General features: G+C 45.0%; 14 protein-coding genes and 2 tRNA genes. 6 read left to right on the top strand and 10 right to left on the bottom strand.

What is annotated here, in order from left to right:
* Positions 1-10: 10 nt before the first annotated feature.
* Genes HXT50_RS00150 through HXT50_RS00140 form a run of 3 tightly spaced genes read right to left on the bottom strand, consistent with a single transcriptional unit; the run spans position 11 to position 3,103 of the window.
* Positions 11-805, bottom strand: a complete 795-nt coding sequence (locus tag HXT50_RS00150) for an isoprenyl transferase (RefSeq protein ID WP_004105147.1) — start codon at positions 803-805, stop codon at positions 11-13.
* Positions 806-807: 2 nt separating this feature from the next.
* The gene (recO, locus tag HXT50_RS00145; RefSeq protein WP_101885947.1) at positions 808-1,554 is read right to left on the bottom strand and encodes a DNA repair protein RecO; all 747 of its coding nucleotides are present in this window, start codon (positions 1,552-1,554) and stop codon (positions 808-810) included.
* A gap of 31 nt (positions 1,555-1,585) precedes the next feature.
* Positions 1,586-3,103, bottom strand: a complete 1,518-nt coding sequence (locus tag HXT50_RS00140; protein WP_421776857.1) for a DivIVA domain-containing protein — start codon at positions 3,101-3,103, stop codon at positions 1,586-1,588.
* 118 nt (positions 3,104-3,221) lie between these two features.
* Here HXT50_RS00140 and HXT50_RS00135 point away from each other — a divergent pair.
* A tRNA-Val gene (locus HXT50_RS00135) sits at positions 3,222-3,295 on the top strand.
* 58 nt (positions 3,296-3,353) lie between these two features.
* Here the strand turns inward: HXT50_RS00135 and HXT50_RS00130 are convergent.
* Positions 3,354-4,241, bottom strand: a complete 888-nt coding sequence (locus tag HXT50_RS00130) for a YlbL family protein (protein WP_004105150.1) — start codon at positions 4,239-4,241, stop codon at positions 3,354-3,356.
* 260 nt (positions 4,242-4,501) lie between these two features.
* Between HXT50_RS00130 and HXT50_RS00125 the strand changes: the two genes are divergently transcribed.
* A complete protein-coding gene (locus HXT50_RS00125; RefSeq protein ID WP_421776856.1) occupies positions 4,502-6,235 on the top strand; it encodes a zinc-dependent metalloprotease in 1,734 nt (577 codons plus the stop codon).
* 208 nt (positions 6,236-6,443) lie between these two features.
* Here the strand turns inward: HXT50_RS00125 and HXT50_RS00120 are convergent, their stop codons facing one another.
* On the bottom strand, positions 6,444-8,015 hold the full coding sequence (locus tag HXT50_RS00120; protein WP_421776855.1) for an ATP-dependent helicase: 1,572 nt from the start codon (positions 8,013-8,015) through the stop codon (positions 6,444-6,446).
* A gap of 155 nt (positions 8,016-8,170) precedes the next feature.
* On the opposite strand from HXT50_RS00120, the gene HXT50_RS00115 reads away from it, so the two are divergent.
* Both HXT50_RS00115 and HXT50_RS00110 read left to right on the top strand, forming a co-directional pair.
* On the top strand, positions 8,171-9,919 hold the full coding sequence (locus HXT50_RS00115; RefSeq protein ID WP_421777135.1) for a phosphotransferase: 1,749 nt from the start codon (positions 8,171-8,173) through the stop codon (positions 9,917-9,919).
* Positions 9,920-9,985: 66 nt separating this feature from the next.
* The gene (locus HXT50_RS00110; RefSeq protein WP_004105154.1) at positions 9,986-10,204 is read left to right on the top strand and encodes a DUF3107 domain-containing protein; all 219 of its coding nucleotides are present in this window, start codon (positions 9,986-9,988) and stop codon (positions 10,202-10,204) included.
* A gap of 202 nt (positions 10,205-10,406) precedes the next feature.
* On the opposite strand, the gene HXT50_RS00105 is transcribed toward HXT50_RS00110, so the two are convergent.
* Entirely contained in the window at positions 10,407-11,327 is a 921-nt protein-coding gene (locus tag HXT50_RS00105) for a PHP domain-containing protein (RefSeq protein ID WP_410297421.1), read from the bottom strand.
* A gap of 112 nt (positions 11,328-11,439) precedes the next feature.
* Here HXT50_RS00105 and HXT50_RS00100 point away from each other — a divergent pair, with 112 nt between their 5' ends.
* Positions 11,440-12,090, top strand: a complete 651-nt coding sequence (locus HXT50_RS00100; protein WP_101885943.1) for a vitamin K epoxide reductase family protein — start codon at positions 11,440-11,442, stop codon at positions 12,088-12,090.
* A 53-nt stretch (positions 12,091-12,143) separates the two neighbouring features.
* Here HXT50_RS00100 and murI read toward each other — a convergent pair whose 3' ends face one another.
* Positions 12,144-12,914, bottom strand: coding sequence for a glutamate racemase (gene murI, locus HXT50_RS00095; RefSeq protein ID WP_421776854.1), 771 nt, complete (start codon positions 12,912-12,914; stop codon positions 12,144-12,146).
* 133 nt (positions 12,915-13,047) lie between these two features.
* Positions 13,048-16,494: a mupirocin-resistant isoleucine--tRNA ligase gene (gene ileS, locus HXT50_RS00090; RefSeq protein ID WP_421776853.1), complete on the bottom strand. Its 3,447-nt coding sequence runs from the start codon at positions 16,492-16,494 to the stop codon at positions 13,048-13,050.
* A 382-nt stretch (positions 16,495-16,876) separates the two neighbouring features.
* On the opposite strand from ileS, the gene HXT50_RS00085 reads away from it, so the two are divergent.
* Positions 16,877-17,026, top strand: a complete 150-nt coding sequence (locus HXT50_RS00085) for a DNA-binding protein (RefSeq protein ID WP_004105159.1) — start codon at positions 16,877-16,879, stop codon at positions 17,024-17,026.
* Positions 17,027-17,032: 6 nt separating this feature from the next.
* On the opposite strand, the gene HXT50_RS00080 is transcribed toward HXT50_RS00085, so the two are convergent.
* Together HXT50_RS00080 and HXT50_RS00075 are read right to left on the bottom strand one after the other, a co-directional pair.
* Positions 17,033-17,105 (bottom strand) — tRNA-Arg (locus HXT50_RS00080).
* 281 nt (positions 17,106-17,386) lie between these two features.
* Positions 17,387-17,719: an exodeoxyribonuclease VII small subunit gene (locus tag HXT50_RS00075; protein ID WP_004573891.1), complete on the bottom strand. Its 333-nt coding sequence runs from the start codon at positions 17,717-17,719 to the stop codon at positions 17,387-17,389.
* Between the last annotated feature and the right edge of the window lie 16 nt (positions 17,720-17,735).

The raw sequence follows: 17,735 nt of genomic DNA, 5'->3' as shown, positions 1-17,735 counted from the left end.
TAGTGAGATACTAGGCGTTTTTTACGCCACCAAATCTGCGGTCGCGATGCGCATAACGGTCGATTGATCTCCACAGCGCTTCGCGGCCGTAATCCGGGAATAGTTCCGGCACAAAATCAAGTTCCGCGTAGGATGCTTGCCAAGGCAAAAAGTTGCTAGTGCGCTGCTCGCCGGAAGTGCGAATCACCAAATCGCAATCTGGAATATCCGGATTATACAAGTGCTCAGCAATCATTTTTTCACTTACGCGATCGCCTTTAATTTTGCCGTCTCGAATTTCTTTCGCAATTTGCGCGCAAGCATCCGCAATTTCCGCACGACCGCCGTAATTTATGCAAAAAACAACGTCAATGGTTTTATTATTTTTGGTGATTTCTTGCGCTTTTTCCAACTCGTCAATAACAGACTTCCACAAACGAGGACGACGACCTGCCCAACGAACTCGCACTCCCCACTCGTTCATTTGTGCAACTCGCCTATGAATAATCTCCCTAGAAAATCCCATTAAAAAGCGCACTTCTTGCGGAGATCGCTTCCAATTTTCGGTAGAAAAAGTGTATAAGCTTAAATAACGAACTCCTGCTTCTATAGCTCCTGCAATAACGTCAAAAACTACCGGTTCTGCAGCTTTATGACCTTCGGTTCGAATCATTCCGCGCTCTTTTGCCCAGCGTCCGTTTCCGTCCATAATCACACCGACATGACGAGGCACTTTGCCCTTAGGAAAATCCGGTATGCGAGAAGGGTCACTAAAAGGAGCCGCTGGAATATCAAGCGACTTATAATCCACGTTTTCAAAAGCCATACTTACGAATGTAACAACCCCATCGAACGAATAGGTCGCTCAAGATAATATTCAGCCCATTGCTGAACGCATCGCATAGTAGAAGAATCAACCGACACTCCGTCAAGAACAGACCAGTTTCCTTGCGCAAGCGCACACAATTGCAAACGCGTCGAATTAGCACAAACTATTGAATCCGGAGTGTGATCACTTGCACACATCATTCCACCTGTGCAAGGCGAAAAATAGCATAAATCTTCATTTTTTCCACATACAACACAAGCCTGTAGTCGCGGAGACCACCCAGCTAATGACAATGCTCGCAATATATACGACATGCCAATAGCATCAGGAGAATGCTTATGCTTAGACAATGAAAGTAAAGCCGCAGTAAGCAGACGATACTGCCCTAGCGTATCTTGATATTCACGCCTGTATTCATCTGTATATTCGTTAGAAACAAGCAAATCCACAACTTCAAGCATGACGTTTGCATACTCATAGGACGTATAATCTGCACAAATTTCACCAGCATAAGCAGCAATAGAAACAGCCTGCGAGACTACATCCAAAGATTTACCTTGCGCAAGAAGCAAATCAACACGCATAAGCGGCTCAAGACGACCACCAAAACGTGATTTAAGCCTACGAACTCCCTTCGCAACAGCACGAACTTTACCATGCCGCTTAGTAAGAAGCACAACAATCCTATCCGCTTCACCTAAAGGAAAAGTACGAAGCACAACAGCTTCATCGCGATACAATGGCATGAATCAAACTATATCTTTTTTAATAGTTAGATTAATTACGATCGTTATTTTCCGAATCGTCGCCGCTTTGAGAAGAGCTACCGAAATTAGTAGATTCATCAATATGGCCAATAATTGGGAATGACAAATCTGGAATATCTAAACTCAATGGCTTACTCGGCTGCAAATCAGAAACATGCAACTCCGGAATATTAAGCGAGGAATGCTGCGACGAATGCTGTGCAGGATCTTGAGGAGCAAATGATGGAATTGACTCAGCAGGAGCCGGTGCAGGAGCAGCAACAGGCTTAGGTGCAGCAGGTGAATTATTGCGATTACGAGCTGCAGGAGTGAAAGAAGGAGGTAGTACAGAAGATTCAGAAGAGTTTCGCATTACTGTAGCGCTTTGCAAAAGCTCATCATTGCTATCAGTATCGTTAAGAACATTAGAAGGCTTACTTGCAGCAGCATGAGGTGTAAATATTGCGCGCTCAGACTTATTTAACGCTTCAAACGAATCATTAGAATCTTGATTAGCATAATCTACAGGGGCAAAAATGCTTTGTTTATCATGATTTGGCACGCTAGGTATTGAGCGAGGTGCAATCTTAGGCAACCTATCCGCAGTGTCTTCATCTTCCACAGCATCCTCAACAGGTTTGAATATCGAAGAAGCTGAAGGTGCAACAGAAGCAGAAGAAGCTGCAGAAGCAGCACTGAAATCAGATGCAGGCTTTATTGAAGGAGCAAATGATGGAACAGGCTCTTCATAATGGTTATAAGATTCCGTAGATTCTGAAGATTTAGCAGGCTCTTCAGCTTTAGTTACAGGAATAACAGAAGGTGGAACGGAAGGAGGAACAGAAGCAGGAGCAGAATAAGATTCAGATTCTGCTCGAGAGTATGAGGAACTACTATTATCCGCATCAACATACTGTTCTACACGCTCAAAAGATTCCAAGCTGCTAAGCAAACGCACACAAGCGTTTAAATAATAATCAACTTGACGCTCATCATAACCGTGCTTACCATTTTTCTGCGTAAAAATCACATTAGAAACATAAGCAGAATCAATATCTTGCAATGTTTCTTTGTCTGTTTCCCACTCAAGCTCATGACCAAGCATAAGAGCAATCTTATCTAAGGCTTGATCGACCATAATATCCACTTGTTTACGCGCATAAGATGGGTGACGCGAAGAGCCACGATCAAAACGATCGCGATAATCTCTTTGAGCATGTTGCAAAAGTTTACGATAAAGCGCTTCTACACGAGCTTTCCATGCAACTCGTCCGCATTGCGCCAATTCTTGCTCAGTGCACTTATCTACTACCGCACGTTCCAAACGCGATAACGCAGCATCAACTTGACCAATAATGTAACCATTACGCTCCAAGTCAAAAGAAACCTCTTGAATATCTTTCTGCGTGAGTCGAGCTTCATCGCTTTCGTACAAAGTGTGAGCGCGCTCTAGAAAAGCATTCACCTGCGCGACGTTATATCCTAACTTACGCTTACCCACACGCTCCATTGCTGAAGCATTACGAGCGGTATCAGGTTTCTGAGCCATCGAATATCGACCTCCTGAGCACATGTTCTTATTCAGTATACTGTACGCGATTGTTACGACGCGCGCCACACGTTGCATTCGTACACACCATCATGTATGTTTTTAATTTGTTGCGAACGGGCGATTAGCTCAGCTGGCTAGAGCGCCACCTTTACACGGTGGATGTCGGGGGTTCGAGTCCCTCATCGCCCACTTTCTTTTTTATCTATTTTCTGTTTTATCTATTTTCTGCTTTATTTGGTTTGTAGTTTTATTTCACATTGCAGCTTGGCAATTTATCTGCCCCATGACCAGAACCAATAGCTTTTAACGCTTTGTAAGCATCATCCAATGTTTTTACACTTACAACGCGCAAACCTTGTGGCACATGCCCAACAACTTCATTGCAATTATCGTAAGGTGCTAAAAACCAAGTGGCTCCATCTCTTTTAGCTGCAATCATCTTTAACCGAATACCGCCAATTTCGCCAATTTTTTGCGATTTTTCAATAGTTCCAGTTCCGGCTATCGTCTTACCACCAGTTTCTTGTTCAGGAGTAAGTTTGTCAAGAATTCCTAGAGTGTACATCATTCCGGCAGACGGTCCACCAATATCTTCAATATGTAAACGAACTTTTACATCTTCTTTTTTAATTCCAAGATGCTTAGACGCGTACTGCAACGCAACATTTTGAGCAAGACTTTGCGAATCATCCATCTCGTTTGTGGATTCTTTCTCATACTCGTCAGCGCTCTGCCCTACTGGCACAATAGCTTCACGAGGCAGCAAACTTTTATGAGGATCCATCCATGAAGTCAATGAATAAAATGTTGAAATTTCATATCCAGGAACACCAGAAACATTGACAGTAATCAACAATAACTTACCAGTATCATGATTCTCTTTTACTCGAGAACCAGACATATCAATCACAGGAGTATTTGATAGGGATCCTAAAACATCCTGCGTTGGACCAGGCTCTTCTACAACGTATGCGCTTGGAAGCGACAACGCAAAAATTGCAACAATTACTGTAAAGAATCCTGCAAAATATCGCAAAGAATGCGAAGTAATGTACAAAACTAAAGCATGAGGCAGCGAGCGCAAGAATCTAAAACACGTACGGAATACACTAGCACCTGTAGAAAAGCGAAACATGTTTGTATCATGACACAAGCCCTATATAGTTTTGCTTTAAAATATATTTGCACGCAAGTTATAGCGCATAAAACCATATTATCGAGTAGAATATTTGTATTAAAAAATATTTTTATTAAGAAGATGCGCTAAACTCGCATATAAAGACGTGTAAAATACGTATAAATACTCATAAAATACGTACAAATACGTGCAGATACGAAACATATAAAAATAAAAACTGTAAATTATGCAACACGTGGCACGAGAAGGATACGCTCATGAATGACGATGCAATTCACCAATGGCTCATTGAATGCTTTGGGCCAATACAAGGAGAAGAAGCATGGAAACAACTTGATCAGCTTCCTTTTGAGCTACGCGAACAACTCTTAAATCAGAATCCAGATAAGCTTCCTAAACCAGACGAAGTTCGCGGAATGATGCAAGCTTTTAGTGCAGGCGGTCTTAATAATCCATACGAAATGGAAGCAACACTTGAAGAAGGGCCAATTAATCGCAAGTTAGCGCAATCTATTGCTCTACAGCACGCTAATGGCGATCAAGGAAATGTAAACGCAGACGTAGCAGATGCCACACGAAGATCTTTAAGCCAAGCGAACTTGTGGCTAGATATAACGTGCAATTTCAATCCTGCTCCTGGAACGCCGGAAGTATTGTCTAGAGCTGATTGGGTAGAAAAAACCCTGGAAGCTTGGGTTAAATTCGCTAATCCTGTTGCAAAATCAGTAAACGAAGCACTCACTTCTGTTATTGAAGAGCGATTCCGCGATGTGGATGATGCTGAAGTAAAAGGATTATTTGCAGGAGTTGTGCCAATTCCGCTGCCTGAAGGAATGAATAATCCAGCGCAACTAATGAAACTGCTTGGAAACACTTCGTTTGCTATGCAACTAGGTCAAGCAGCTGGAGCACTTTCACACGAAGTGCACGGCAGTTTTGATCAAGGTCTTGCGCTTTTACAAAATCCTGCAGGCGGATTAATTCCATATAATTGCATTGAGTATGCAAAAGTGTGGGAATTGGATATTACAGAAGTCATGAATTATTTGGCTTTGCGAGAAGCTGCACACGCAAGATTATTTGCATCCGTGCCATGGCTTATGCCACGATTTGAAGCGCTGATTATTAAGTACGCAAACGGAATAAACATTGACTTAGAAGCTATGGAAGAACAGCTTCGCGACGTGGAAACAATGAATCCGGAAGCAATTTCAGGAGCTGTTAATTTGCAAAATATTGGCAGCAATGATTCTGAAGAGCAGCGTCAAGCTTTGCACAGTTTGGAAACTTTGCTTGCACTTGTTGAAGGTTGGGTTGATTGCGTTACATGGCAATCTGGAATGGCTCATATTGTGCACATTGAGCAGTTGCGAGAGATGATGCGTCGCGAGCGAGCTGCGGGAGGGCCTGCAGAAGTGACGTTTGAATCGTTACTTGGTTTGCATTTGCGCCCTCGCCGTATGCGTGAGGCATCGCAATTGTGGGAAAAGTTGACTCGCGAGCGCGGTATTGAAGAGCGAGATAGCTTGTGGAGTCATCCAGATTTATTGCCAACTTTGCCGGAAGCTAGCGAAGTTACGAAAGACGCTGGCGTTGGTAATGCAGGTGACGGTGCTGGTAACGAAAGTAAAGCTGGTGACGAAGTTACGAAAGAATCCGATGCGGAGGATGCAACGGAAGCTGCTGCAAAAAATGCAACAGAAACTCAGTCTAATCAAACTAATGAAGCAACTGAAAAAACTAGCGAAAGTCACGAAAGTGCGGACAATTACGAAAGTAACAAAAATACTGCTAACGCTATCGAAAATGCGCCTAACGAAAAATCGTTTGAAAAATTAACAGAAGACGATTTAGGCACAAATGATTGGGATGCTGAACTTAGCAAGCTTTTGGAAGAGGATGCGCGCCAAAAGAAGCAAAACAGCGAAACCGGTAACGAAGCTGGCAACGAATCCGGCAATTCCGACGAAACTGATCCTGACGGCGAATAAAACTCTTGTAAAACTCCTGATTCAATAACAATCCAGCTGAATAATCGACATCAACGCTCAAAACGGCAGAAACTGTGCAACTGTGTAAAGAAAAGGTCGGTTCACAACCAAAAAACGGCAGAAACTTTACATGAGCGTAAAGAAAAAGTCGGTTGCAAGCCAAAAAACGGCATAAACTTTACATGAGCGTAAAGTTTATGCCGCGAGATTAAGCCAGAAAGCGGCTAGGCACACGATTCATGCCAGTTCCACTGTCTTTTCTAGAAGCGTAAGAAAGATGCAAAGTCTTTTCTGCGCGAGTTATTGCAACGTACATAAGTCTGCGCTCTTCTTCCAAGGCACTGTCATCAGCCGTAGAGCCAAAAGGAATAAGCCCTTCAGAACAGCCAATTACGTAAACATGCGCAAACTCTAAACCTTTAACAGCATGAATAGTTGAAACAGTAACAGTTGAAATATTAGAAGATGCAAAAACGTCAGAAATACCTTGAGCACCATAGCTTTGTGCATCCTCTAAAACATTTCGCTGCCACCCCACGTCTTTTCTCACGCGATACGGAAGTTTTGCTGCTTTTAACGCTTTACAAACTACTTGCTGTTGAGCATTGGTTCTCGTTAGTATTGCGCACTCCCCAAGATGCGCAGCACCGCTTTTTACAAGTTTTGCAATTTGCTCAACCACGCCCAAAGCTTCTTCAACATCGGTGGCAAAAACTTGCTGACTAACGCGAACACCACCTTTCGTTACAGCTTTAACTTTTACGTAATCCTTTTTATGTGCAGAAGCAGCAAGCACTCTATTAGCAAGACCTACGATGCGTTCTGTGGAGCGGTAGTCAGTATCCAAACTAATATCTGCACCAAGAGGCGCAAATTCTTGCGGAAATGAAAGCAAATAGTAACTATTCGCACCTGCAAACGAGTAGATTGTTTGCGCAGGATCGCCCACTACGCAAATATCGCGGTTCTGCCCCATCCATAATCGCAACAATTCATGCTGTAAAGGAGACACATCCTGATATTCATCAACTGTGATCCATCCGATTGATTGCTTAATACGGTTTGCAGCTTCCGGAAAATTTCGTAAAATATGGCAGCAAAGTAGAAGAATATCGTTAAAATCGATGCAAGTATGCGCATTTTTTTCGGTTTCGTAAGCTTCATATATATCGACAAATTGCTGCGGCTCTAAGCCTGCAGGAGGCAAACGATGCGTAGAAGCACACACACGCAAGTAATCGTCAGGCGCAATAAGCGAAACTTTCGCCCAATTAATTTCTGCCAAAATATCGCGAGTTTGCAACAAAGTCATATCCGCAAAATCTGGATAACGTTTAAGCGCAGAAGCTATGATTTGCTGAGAATCATTCATAATTGACGGGAATTGTGCGGAACAGACGTCGTTCCATACGCTGCGAATTTGTTGCAAAGCTGCAGAATGAAATGTTGAGACGCATCTAACATTGCTTACACCAAGAGTCTCAATACGCGATCTCATTTCCGCAGCTGCTTTTACAGAAAAAGTAACTGCCAAAACTCTTTCAGGATCCCACTTACCAGTAGCGCAAGCATACGCAATTCTGCGCGTAATAGTGCGCGTTTTACCAGCTCCTGCACAAGCTATAATGCGCACAGGACCTTCTAGCGCGGTAGCAGCTTCGCGTTGCGAATCATCCAACCCGTCTAAAAGCGCTCCTGGAGAAGTCACTTGCGAAGTTTTAGACGTCACTTGCGAAGTCACTTGCGAAGTTTCTGGTGAAGTTTCTGGTGAAGAATTCATAATTCTATTGTTGCAGCAATAACAACGCTTACGCAACAAGAATAAAAATATGTGTATAACTTACAAAAAATTGGCAAAATTTCGGTGCTTTGTATTACTGTGGGAGTGTGACACAACTCAGTAGATTCAAGTTGGCAGCACTGGCATCTGCAGCCATGCCCGAAGTACAGTTTGCAGGAACGCGCCAAAGTGAGCAAGTTAATGCCACTGATACCGCGGCTGGAATTTCTCACGCCGTTGTGCAAGATATTTCCGGTAAGCTTTACGACGTTTTTATCAGTGCGGATAGTAAAGGTCGCAAGCGTTTGCATGACCGGGCTCGTGCAGCATGGACTCTTGAGCACAGTAAAGATTTGGCAGCTTTGGGATTCGCTTACGACACTATGCTCACGTTTATGCCAGGAAAACGCGAAGATGCCAATAATAACACTGGAAATGTTGCAAATAATGTAACCGCTGGAAATTCTACAGTTGCTGGCACCCAGCAATATGCGCAAAAGCAATCTACTCAACAGCAATCTACACGAATGTCAAGCATTATTGCCAACGACAACGATGAAGACACTGTGCTTATTTGTGAACATCTTGAAGGTAGCGCTCGCGACTTGCGTCTTCTTACTACCGACGATTGCGCAAATGTTGGAACTGCAATCGGCGCTATTCATCGCTTGCGCCCCACTTTCGTAACGCGCGGAAAATACCCTGCTTTTACTACTGGTCAAATTCGAGCACAGTTAACCGGTTGGATTAAAAGACTTCGTCAAGCCGGCCATATTCCAACCGAAATTACTGACAGTTGGTCGAGAGTGTTGGAAACTGAAGGATTGTGGTCATTTGAAACTTGCCCAGTACACGGCGGTTTTATGGATGGCGACATTTTGTTTGCCGGCTCAACGATTACTGCTGTAACAAATTGGCAAAGAATGCAAATTAACGATCCTGCGCGCGATTTGGCTTGGATTTTTGCAAAACTTAACGAGCAGCGCCGAAACGCAGTGCTTTCTGCATACGGTAGAATTATGGGTTCTCGTTTAGATAGTTTGATTATGCTCCGCGCAAACTTGTGGCTACAAATGGAACAAGTTGGCGATTTTGTTCAAGCTTTGCAACGTGCAGATAATACCAGTATTATGCGTTTTAAGGCTCAAGTTGAGCGTTTAGCGCACGAGCTTAGTCGTATTAGCAATGCACAAACTGCTAAAACTGGTCGTGCTGCAAGAAATCCTGCCTCGACTATTACAGTTGGAACGCTTCTTGAAAATGACAATACGCAAAGTCGCCAAATTTCTAAGAATAATTCTACTGAAAACCAACTAAACACTGGAAATAGCGACGAAACTAATGAGCGAGACATTACTTCAAAAGGAAATACTGAATTAAATAACGCTCAAGACGAGACTTACGATAGCAACAAAACTATAAGCGACGATACTCATGAGCGCAAAGTTCAATATGCTGGCACACACGCAGCTAACGCTGAGGAGGCTGAAAAAGCAGCACAACTCGCTGACGACACAGCAACTCAAGTAATTACTCATGTAAAAACTCAAACAGTACACGAAACCGCAGAAACTATTGTGCAAACTGCAATGAGTAAATCTGCTGATAGCTATGCTAGTGATGAGCATGAAAACGTTAGTAACGCTGGTGGCGTTGAGGAAGCTAAGAACACCAAGAACAACAATGATTCTGAGGTTAAGGATGAAGTTATAGCTGAGCGTGACAGTAAGGTCGATAGTGCAAACGAGACTTCTTCTGACTCAAATACTTCTTCTGACTCAAAACTTTCTGAAGATGAAGAAAAAAATATGCAAGACTATGACGATAAACCAGAAACCGTAATCATTCCTCTTCTGGAACGTGAAGAACGAGCGATGCGCGACGCACAAGCAGACTTAGACTAAGATAAATAAAATACTAAATACTAATTAAAACGATAAATAGCGTAAAATAAGGCAAAAGGAGCATGTATGCGAGTTGTTTTAGGAGTAAAAAACGTTTCTGATTCCATCGATTTTGAAACCAACCAAAGCGCAGAAGAAGTGCGCAAAGTGATTAACGATTCCAAGGATATGCTTGAGTTTACGGACGTAAATGGGCGCACTATTATGGTCTCAGCTTCGTCGCTGTCTTACGCACTCATCGGCGATACGCCAAAGCATTCAGTAGGCTTCGGAGCGCTCAATTAAAATAGCGGAATTTCGCTAAAAACGGCAAAAACTTTACAGCAGCGTAAAGAAAAGGTCGAAATACCGCCAAAAAACGACAGAAACTTTACACGCATGTAAAGAAAAAGTCGGTTTCAAGCCAAAAAGAGGCAGAAACTTTACACGGGAGTAAAGTTTCGGTCGGTTGCGAGCGAAAAAACGACAGAAACTTTACAGCAACATTTTAGAGCTTATAGCCGCGCAAGAGTATTTCCGATACTACTTCGCGGCTTGTTGTTTCTTCGCCCAAACGATTTGGCTTACCATAGCCATGCCAATCCGAGCCGCCCGTCACAAGCAAATCGCACTTACTCGCTAAAGAAAGCAGTCTTTCACGCTGTGCTTTAGAATTTCCGCGATGATACACTTCTAAACCGTCAAGACCAGCTTTAACAAACGATATAATTTGATCGTCCGAAAGAAGCACGCGGTTACGCGTAGGATCAGCAGGATGCGCAATAACAACAACTCCCCCAGCATCTTTAACAGCCTCAATAACTTCACGAACATTTGGAGAAGGAGTTGGTATATAGTACGGGCTACACGGAGAAATAGGCCCAGCAAAAGCCTCAGAACGCGTTTTGTACACGCCAGCTTTTACTAAAGCATCAGCGATATGCGGCCGCCCGATTGTAGTTAAGTCACCGAGCTTCGCTTGAGCTAAAACGTCATCCCAAGTAATTGGAAAATCGCGTGACATACATTCAACCATATGCTTTGTGCGATCAAAACGACGCTTCCTAGTAAGCTCAAACATGCTCACAATCATGCTATTTTGCGGATTGTACTGGTATGCGAGCATGTGCACAAACACGCCTGAGTCTTGCGCAGTAATCTCCGAACCAAATAATACTGGCACATTCGAAGCTTTAGCAGCCTCTTGAAAATCATGCCATCCTGCAGTTGTGTCGTGGTCAGTAATAGCAACACCTTGCAAACCAACGATTTTAGCTTGCGTAATTAAATCTTCTGGAGTTGCAGTACCGTCTGAATAAACAGTATGACAGTGCAAATCCCAGCGTTCGCGCGCAAAATTCATCATGCTGGAGTTGCTATCGCTAGCATGATTTGATGCGTCGTGTTGGTTGTTGCTTATTGCGGTCATATAATCATCGTAAACTGTGCCATGTAACGAGAAATGAATATGCACACATAATTATTTGCTATTATTTATTATTATTCACATCATTCGCAATTAGTAACTTTTAGGAGCAGCAATGGAGCAAACTAACGCCGCTAAAGAAGACTATGAAACAACACTTAGCGGATGGAGGCACTCTGCAGTATGGACGTATGGCATTATGCTATTTTTCTCTGCGGTAGCACTCGTAACTTCGCTTATACTTTCTGCTGAAACCCTTGCTTTAGCGCGCGAACCTAATAAGCTGCTCAGCTGCGACTTCAACAGCGTAGTATCCTGCTCTAGAGTTGCGCAAACTTGGCAGGCAGAAATTGTGAAATTTGGCGAATTAAGCTTCCCAAACGCATTCTTTGGAATTGCTGCAGAAAGCGTATTCGTAACGCTCGCAGTTATTGGAATGATTCGCGTACGCGTGCCGCGATGGTTTGCAATTTGCACTTGGCTTGGTGGATTATGCGCACTTGCCTACGCTTACTGGCTGTTTTCGCAATCTATGTTCGTAATTCACGCGTTGTGCCCGTGGTGCATTGTGCTTATGTTCTCCACAACAATGCAATTTATATCGTTGACTCACGCAAGCGTAAGTTCGCAAAAATTGCTTGTTAAGCGTTTTAGCTTGGTTGAAAGCTACTACCGTTTGCGATACGACTTGCTCATAGACGTGCTTTGGATTGCGGCATTGCTTACTTTGATTTTGTGCCAATATTCTAAAGTATTTTTTGGCTGAATAAGAGCGATTTTTAGCGCAAAGTCTTAACGCAAGATTTTAACGCAAGTCTTTCAGCACAAGCTCTTCGCAAGTTGCTGCATGCGCAAGCTTGTATCCGAATTAGTAAGAGTTATGCTGCCTTCTTGAGAATCGCTTGCAAGCTCATTATTAAGTTCCAATATTTTGTGCAAATGATTAATAGTTCCTTCGTTGCCGTCAACAATATTCGTGCGCGCAGGCAAAAACTCGCGGAAATAATCCCTATAAAACACAAAATGAGTGCAGCCCAGCACAACCGAATCAATACTGTCTAAATCATACTCGTCGAAATACTTGTGAAGAGCAGCAAAAACTACATCACGATCATTAAGCTCCCCACGCTCAACAATACGCACTAAATCAGGACAAGGCTGCGAAAAAATCGTGTTATTTTGCGAAAAACGTTGCAGCAAATCCGCAAACTTGCGCTCGCGAAGAGTAAGCGGAGTTGCAGCTACGATTACGCGCTGAGACTCACCTTTGCCTAAATCGCAAGCTAATTTAAGCGCCGGCTCCATACCTATGATAGGTATATTGTAATGCGCGCGCAAATCGTTCACAGCTGCGGAAGTGGCGGTATTACAAGCAATTACAACAGCTTTTACATTTAGACGAACAAAATGCTCGACGATTGCAAAGCTCAGCTTTTTGACTTCTTCAGGAGTTTTAATGCCGTATGGCGCGTTTGCAGAATCGCCGAAATAAATAATTCGCTCATGCGGAAGAACAGCATGCAACTGACGAGCTACGGAAATTCCCCCAAGCCCCGAATCAAAAACGCCAATTGCTGCCGACGATGCCATAAACTACCTCCTAAAAACGCTTACTATCGTAATGGCGAGCCTCAACATATATAGCGCAGCAATAACAGAAACGTGCCGACGTATTGAAATACACCGGCACGTTTTGTTTAGTTAATTAGCTGTTAGTTGTGTTTTACGCACGCTTAAGAGTTACGCTAAGATCAGTTGCGCTAGAATCAGCCTCAACAACCTCGAAGCTCGTAGCCAAAGTCTCCTCCGCAATCAAATCACGGAACTGCTCAACTTTAGCAACGTCCGAAGCTGGCACGCTCAAAGTCAAAGCGATTCGGTCACTAATATCCAAACCGTTCTCCTTGCGCGCATCTTGAACAGCGCGAATAGCATCGCGAGCATAACCTTCAGCAAGCAAATCGCTAGTCAAAGCAGTGTCAAGCATAACGAAACCGCCAGTTGGCATTGCAGCAGAAGCCGTATTTTGAGCCGCTTGAGCATCCGAAGACTCAACGCGATTTACAAGCTCATACTCGCCCTCAACAAGCGCAACTTCGCCGTTTGGAGTCTGAACAACAGGAGCACCAGACTCGTCAACTCGCCAATCGCCACTCTTAGAAGACTTAATAGCAAACTGCACTTGCTTACCCAAACGAGGGCCAGCTGCGCGCGCGTTCACCTTAAGCTCGTGAACAATCTTCAAACCGTGTTCGCTTGCATCTTGCAACGTGCAGAATGTAACATTCTTCACGTTAAGCTCACGCTCAAGAACCTGCTCGTAAGGCTCTATAGCAGCAGTATTTTCTGCAACAACAGTCAAGTTTGCTAACGGCTGGCGCACACGCAACTGTTCCGCCTTACGCAACGAAAGCGCAGAAGACACAACCTCGCGAACCTTATCCATAGCAGCAACCAAAGCATCGTCGTGCGCAAGAACAGCGCCAAGCTCAGTGACTTCGCCAGCCTTAGGATTTGGCTCACCATCCGAAAGAGTCTCAGGCTCAACCAAATAAGGCCAATCAGCCAAATGCACGGATTCGCCGCCTGTAAGACCGCGCCACACAGCCTCAGCTTCCATAGGAGCAAGAGGAGCAATCGTGCGCATGAACACTTCCAACACAGTGTAAAGCGTGTTGAAAGCAGTCTCGTCTTCATTCCAGAAGCGGTCACGGCTGCCACGAATATACCAATTCGTAAGCACGTCAATAAAATCGCTTACTGCCGCGCAAGCATCGCTAATCGCAAACTCGTTCAAGCACTTTTCTACGCGCTCAACAAGCAAACGCGTGCGAGCAAGCAAGTAGCGATCCATGTTGCAAAGTCCTGCAACCTCATCCGCGCGAAGGCGACGAGCATCGTAACCCTTACCACCGTTTGCAGCGTTCGCATACAGCGTGAAGAAGTAATACGAGCTCCAAACTGGAAGCATAACCTGACGAACCGTATCCCTAATGCCGTCTGCAGTCACAATCAAATTGCCACCGCGCAAAATTGGCGAAGACATGAGGAACCAGCGCATTGCGTCCGAACCGTATTCGTTGAAAACGCCGTTCACATCCGGGTAATTACGCAAATGCTTACTCATCTTCTGACCGTCGGAACCGAGCACAATGCCGTGGCAAATCACGTTCTTATAAGCCGGGCGGTCGAATAGAGCCGTAGCCATAATGTGAAGCGTGTAGAACCAACCACGAGTCTGACCAATATACTCAACGATGTAATCGCATGGGAAGTGCTCTTCGAAGAATTCCTTATTTTCAAACGGATAATGGAATTGCGCGAAAGGCATGGAACCGGACTCAAACCAGCAGTCGAGAACGTCCGTAATACGGTGCATTTGCGACTTTCCGGTAGGATCATCTGGATTTGGACGAGTAAGGCGATCGATATACGGGCGGTGCATATTCACATTGCCGTCGTCGTCGCGCGGATAGTCGCCAAAATCAGCCTTAAGTTCTTCCAAAGAGCCGTACACGTCTACGCGAGGATACTTTGGATCGTCACTCACCCACACTGGAATTGGCGAGCCCCAGAAGCGGTTACGGCTAATCGACCAGTCGCGCGCGTTAGAAAGCCACTTACCAAACTGGCCGTCCTTAACGTTTCCAGGAATCCAATTAATCTCCTGATTAAGCTCAAGCAAGCGCTTCTTAATCTTCGTAACAGACACAAACCAGCTAGAAACAGGCTTATAAATAAGCGGAGTTGCGCAACGCCAGCAATGAGGATAGCTGTGCACGTAGCTTTTTTCTTGGAATAGCAACGCGCGCTGATCTTCCGGCATTTGAGCAAGCGGACCGTCTCCTGCACGCAAGTTACGCAAAATTGGCAAGTTCGCGTCGAAAACGTACAAGCCTTCGTAATCTGGGCAGTCGCTTGTAAACTTGCAGCCTGCATCGAGCACGTCAACGCTGCGAATTTCGTGCGCGTTAAGCGTGTTCATATCGTCCTCGCCGTAAGGAGCCTGGTGAACAAGGCCAGTACCTTCAGCGGTGTCAACATAATCTGCAGTGAAAATCGTAAAAGCGTTAGGACCAGGAGTGCCACCCTCTGCGAGCGCAGAATCGCTTGCAAAGTATGGGAATACTGGGTAGTAGCGCCAACCAGCCATCTGCGCGCCCTTAAGTTCGCGCACAACTTCGTAGTTTTCGCCAAGTTCCTTAGTGTAGGAGCCGAGCAAAGGCTTACCGATGTAGAACTTTTTACCTGCGAACTTGCCTTCAGTTGGGCGAACTTCCACGTAGTCGATGTCTGCGCCGACTACGATTGCGAAGTTGGTTGGCACGGTCCAAGGAGTAGTGGTCCAGAAGACTGCGTAAGCGTCGTCTTCGTCGCGAAGCTTAACGGCAACGGAAACGGTGGTGTCCTGACGATTCTGGTAAACGTCTGCATCCATGCGAAGCTCGTGCGCTGAAAGTGGAGTTTGGTCCTTCGGGCAGTACGGAAGCACGCGGTAACCCTTGTAAGCCAAGCCCTTATCATAAAGCTGCTTAAATGCCCACATTACGGATTCCATGTATGGAATGTTCAGCGTCTTGTAGCCGCGCTCGAAATCAACCCAGCGAGCCTGACGATGCACGTAGTTTTGCCACTCGTTCGTATACTTCAAAACGCTGGCACGGCAAGCATCGTTGAACTTTGCGATGCCCATTTTTTCGATTTGCTCAACTGACTCGATGCCGAGTTCCTTCTGCGCTTCTAACTCTGCAGGAAGACCGTGAGTATCCCAACCAAAAACGCGGTTTACTTTGCGACCGCGCATAGTCTGATAGCGCGGAACGACGTCTTTTGCGTAGCCTGTGAGCAGGTGGCCGTAGTGAGGAAGACCGTTTGCGAATGGAGGGCCGTCGAAGAACACGAACTCGTTTTGGCTACCCTTGCCGGACGGGCGGTATTCGATTGACTTGCGGAAAGTGTTGTTTGCATCCCAGTATTGAAGAACGGATTCTTCAAGCTTTGGGAAGGAAGGATTTGGTGCAACTTGCGCGCCGGCGTTTTCTTGCGTTGATGCAGAAACACTTACCTTTGGATATACGTGATTTACGGACGTATTTGCGGAAGTATTTGCGGACGTATTTTCGGACGTATTTTCGGACGCGTTTGCTGCTGGATTAGTGGATTCGCTCACTGTGCTCTCCTCGCTCAACAGGGTGAATATTTCCCTGCGAGGACGACAGTTGCTGCCGCGGTACCACCTCGCTTGCTATAAGATGATTACGTAACGCAAGTTACGTAGGTTACGTAAGTTACGTAATGCGAATATGCGACGCAAGTACATAACGCAAGTACATAACGCAATCGAACTATTCTTATAGCCTCTCGTGTTTGGCTGTACGGGCCAACCCCGTCGGTTCTAATAAGCGAGAATCTTACGAACACTCGCCGTTCTTCCGAAAACTCCCCGCCGATAACGGATCATCGCTTAAGTTAGAAATAATCTAACACTATCCCCTAACATTAGCAACTTTGCTAATATAAATTGACAGGACAATTACGCGAGGAACAATAAGATGGACAAGGTTAGTTTTTCAACGTTTGACGCAAGTAAATACTTAGACACACAGGAAGCAATTGATGAATATCTTGCTATCGCACTAGAAGATGGAGATACCAAAACAGTCCAACTTGTTCTAAGAGACATAGCAAAAGCAAACAAGTAATAAAAGTGCCCCGGATCAGAATCGAACTGACGACACCCACTTTAGGAGAGTGGTGCTCTATCCACTGAGCTACCGAGGCAACAAATGGCAATTATACACCATGGCGTGATTCGCGCACAATTATGCGAGCAACAATTTAGGCTAGGCGACTGATCGGAACGGCAGAAACTTTACAGGCGCGTAAAGAAAAAGTCGTTTGCGCGCGAAAAAACGGCAGAAACTGTGCAGCGACGTAAAGTTTCGGTCGGATTAAAGCGATAAAACGGCAAAAACTGTGCAACCATGTAAAGTTTCGGTCGGATTAAGGCGACAAAACGGCAAAAACTTTACAGGCGCGTAAAGAAAAAGTCGGTTACGCGCTCAAGATTCAAGATTCGATTGTGTACCAGCTGTAGCCGCCGTTGCCGACTGCTCCGCTTGTGCCGCGTCCAACTTAGCGCGAACAGTGGCAAGCAAACCCTGCGCGCGCTTTGCCAACGCCTCGCCAATCTCCCACTGACGCATGGACTGGTCAAGCGTCAAACCGCCAGCTTCCAACGCTTGAACCGCCTGAACCAGCTTTTCGCGAGCTTCTTCGTACGGCATCGCCTCAATCGCAGCGCGCTCTTCTTTCGTAAGAGTGCTTGCAAATTCTGCACTTTCGTTACTTTCTGCCGCTACTTCTTCCGCTTTTTTCGTTACTTTCTCGCTCATATCTAACCTTTCGTTA

Source organism: Gardnerella sp. KA00243 (genome assembly GCF_049244105.1).
GTDB lineage: Bacteria > Actinomycetota > Actinomycetes > Actinomycetales > Bifidobacteriaceae > Bifidobacterium > Bifidobacterium leopoldii.
This window is presented reverse-complemented; position numbering and strand designations above follow the sequence as displayed.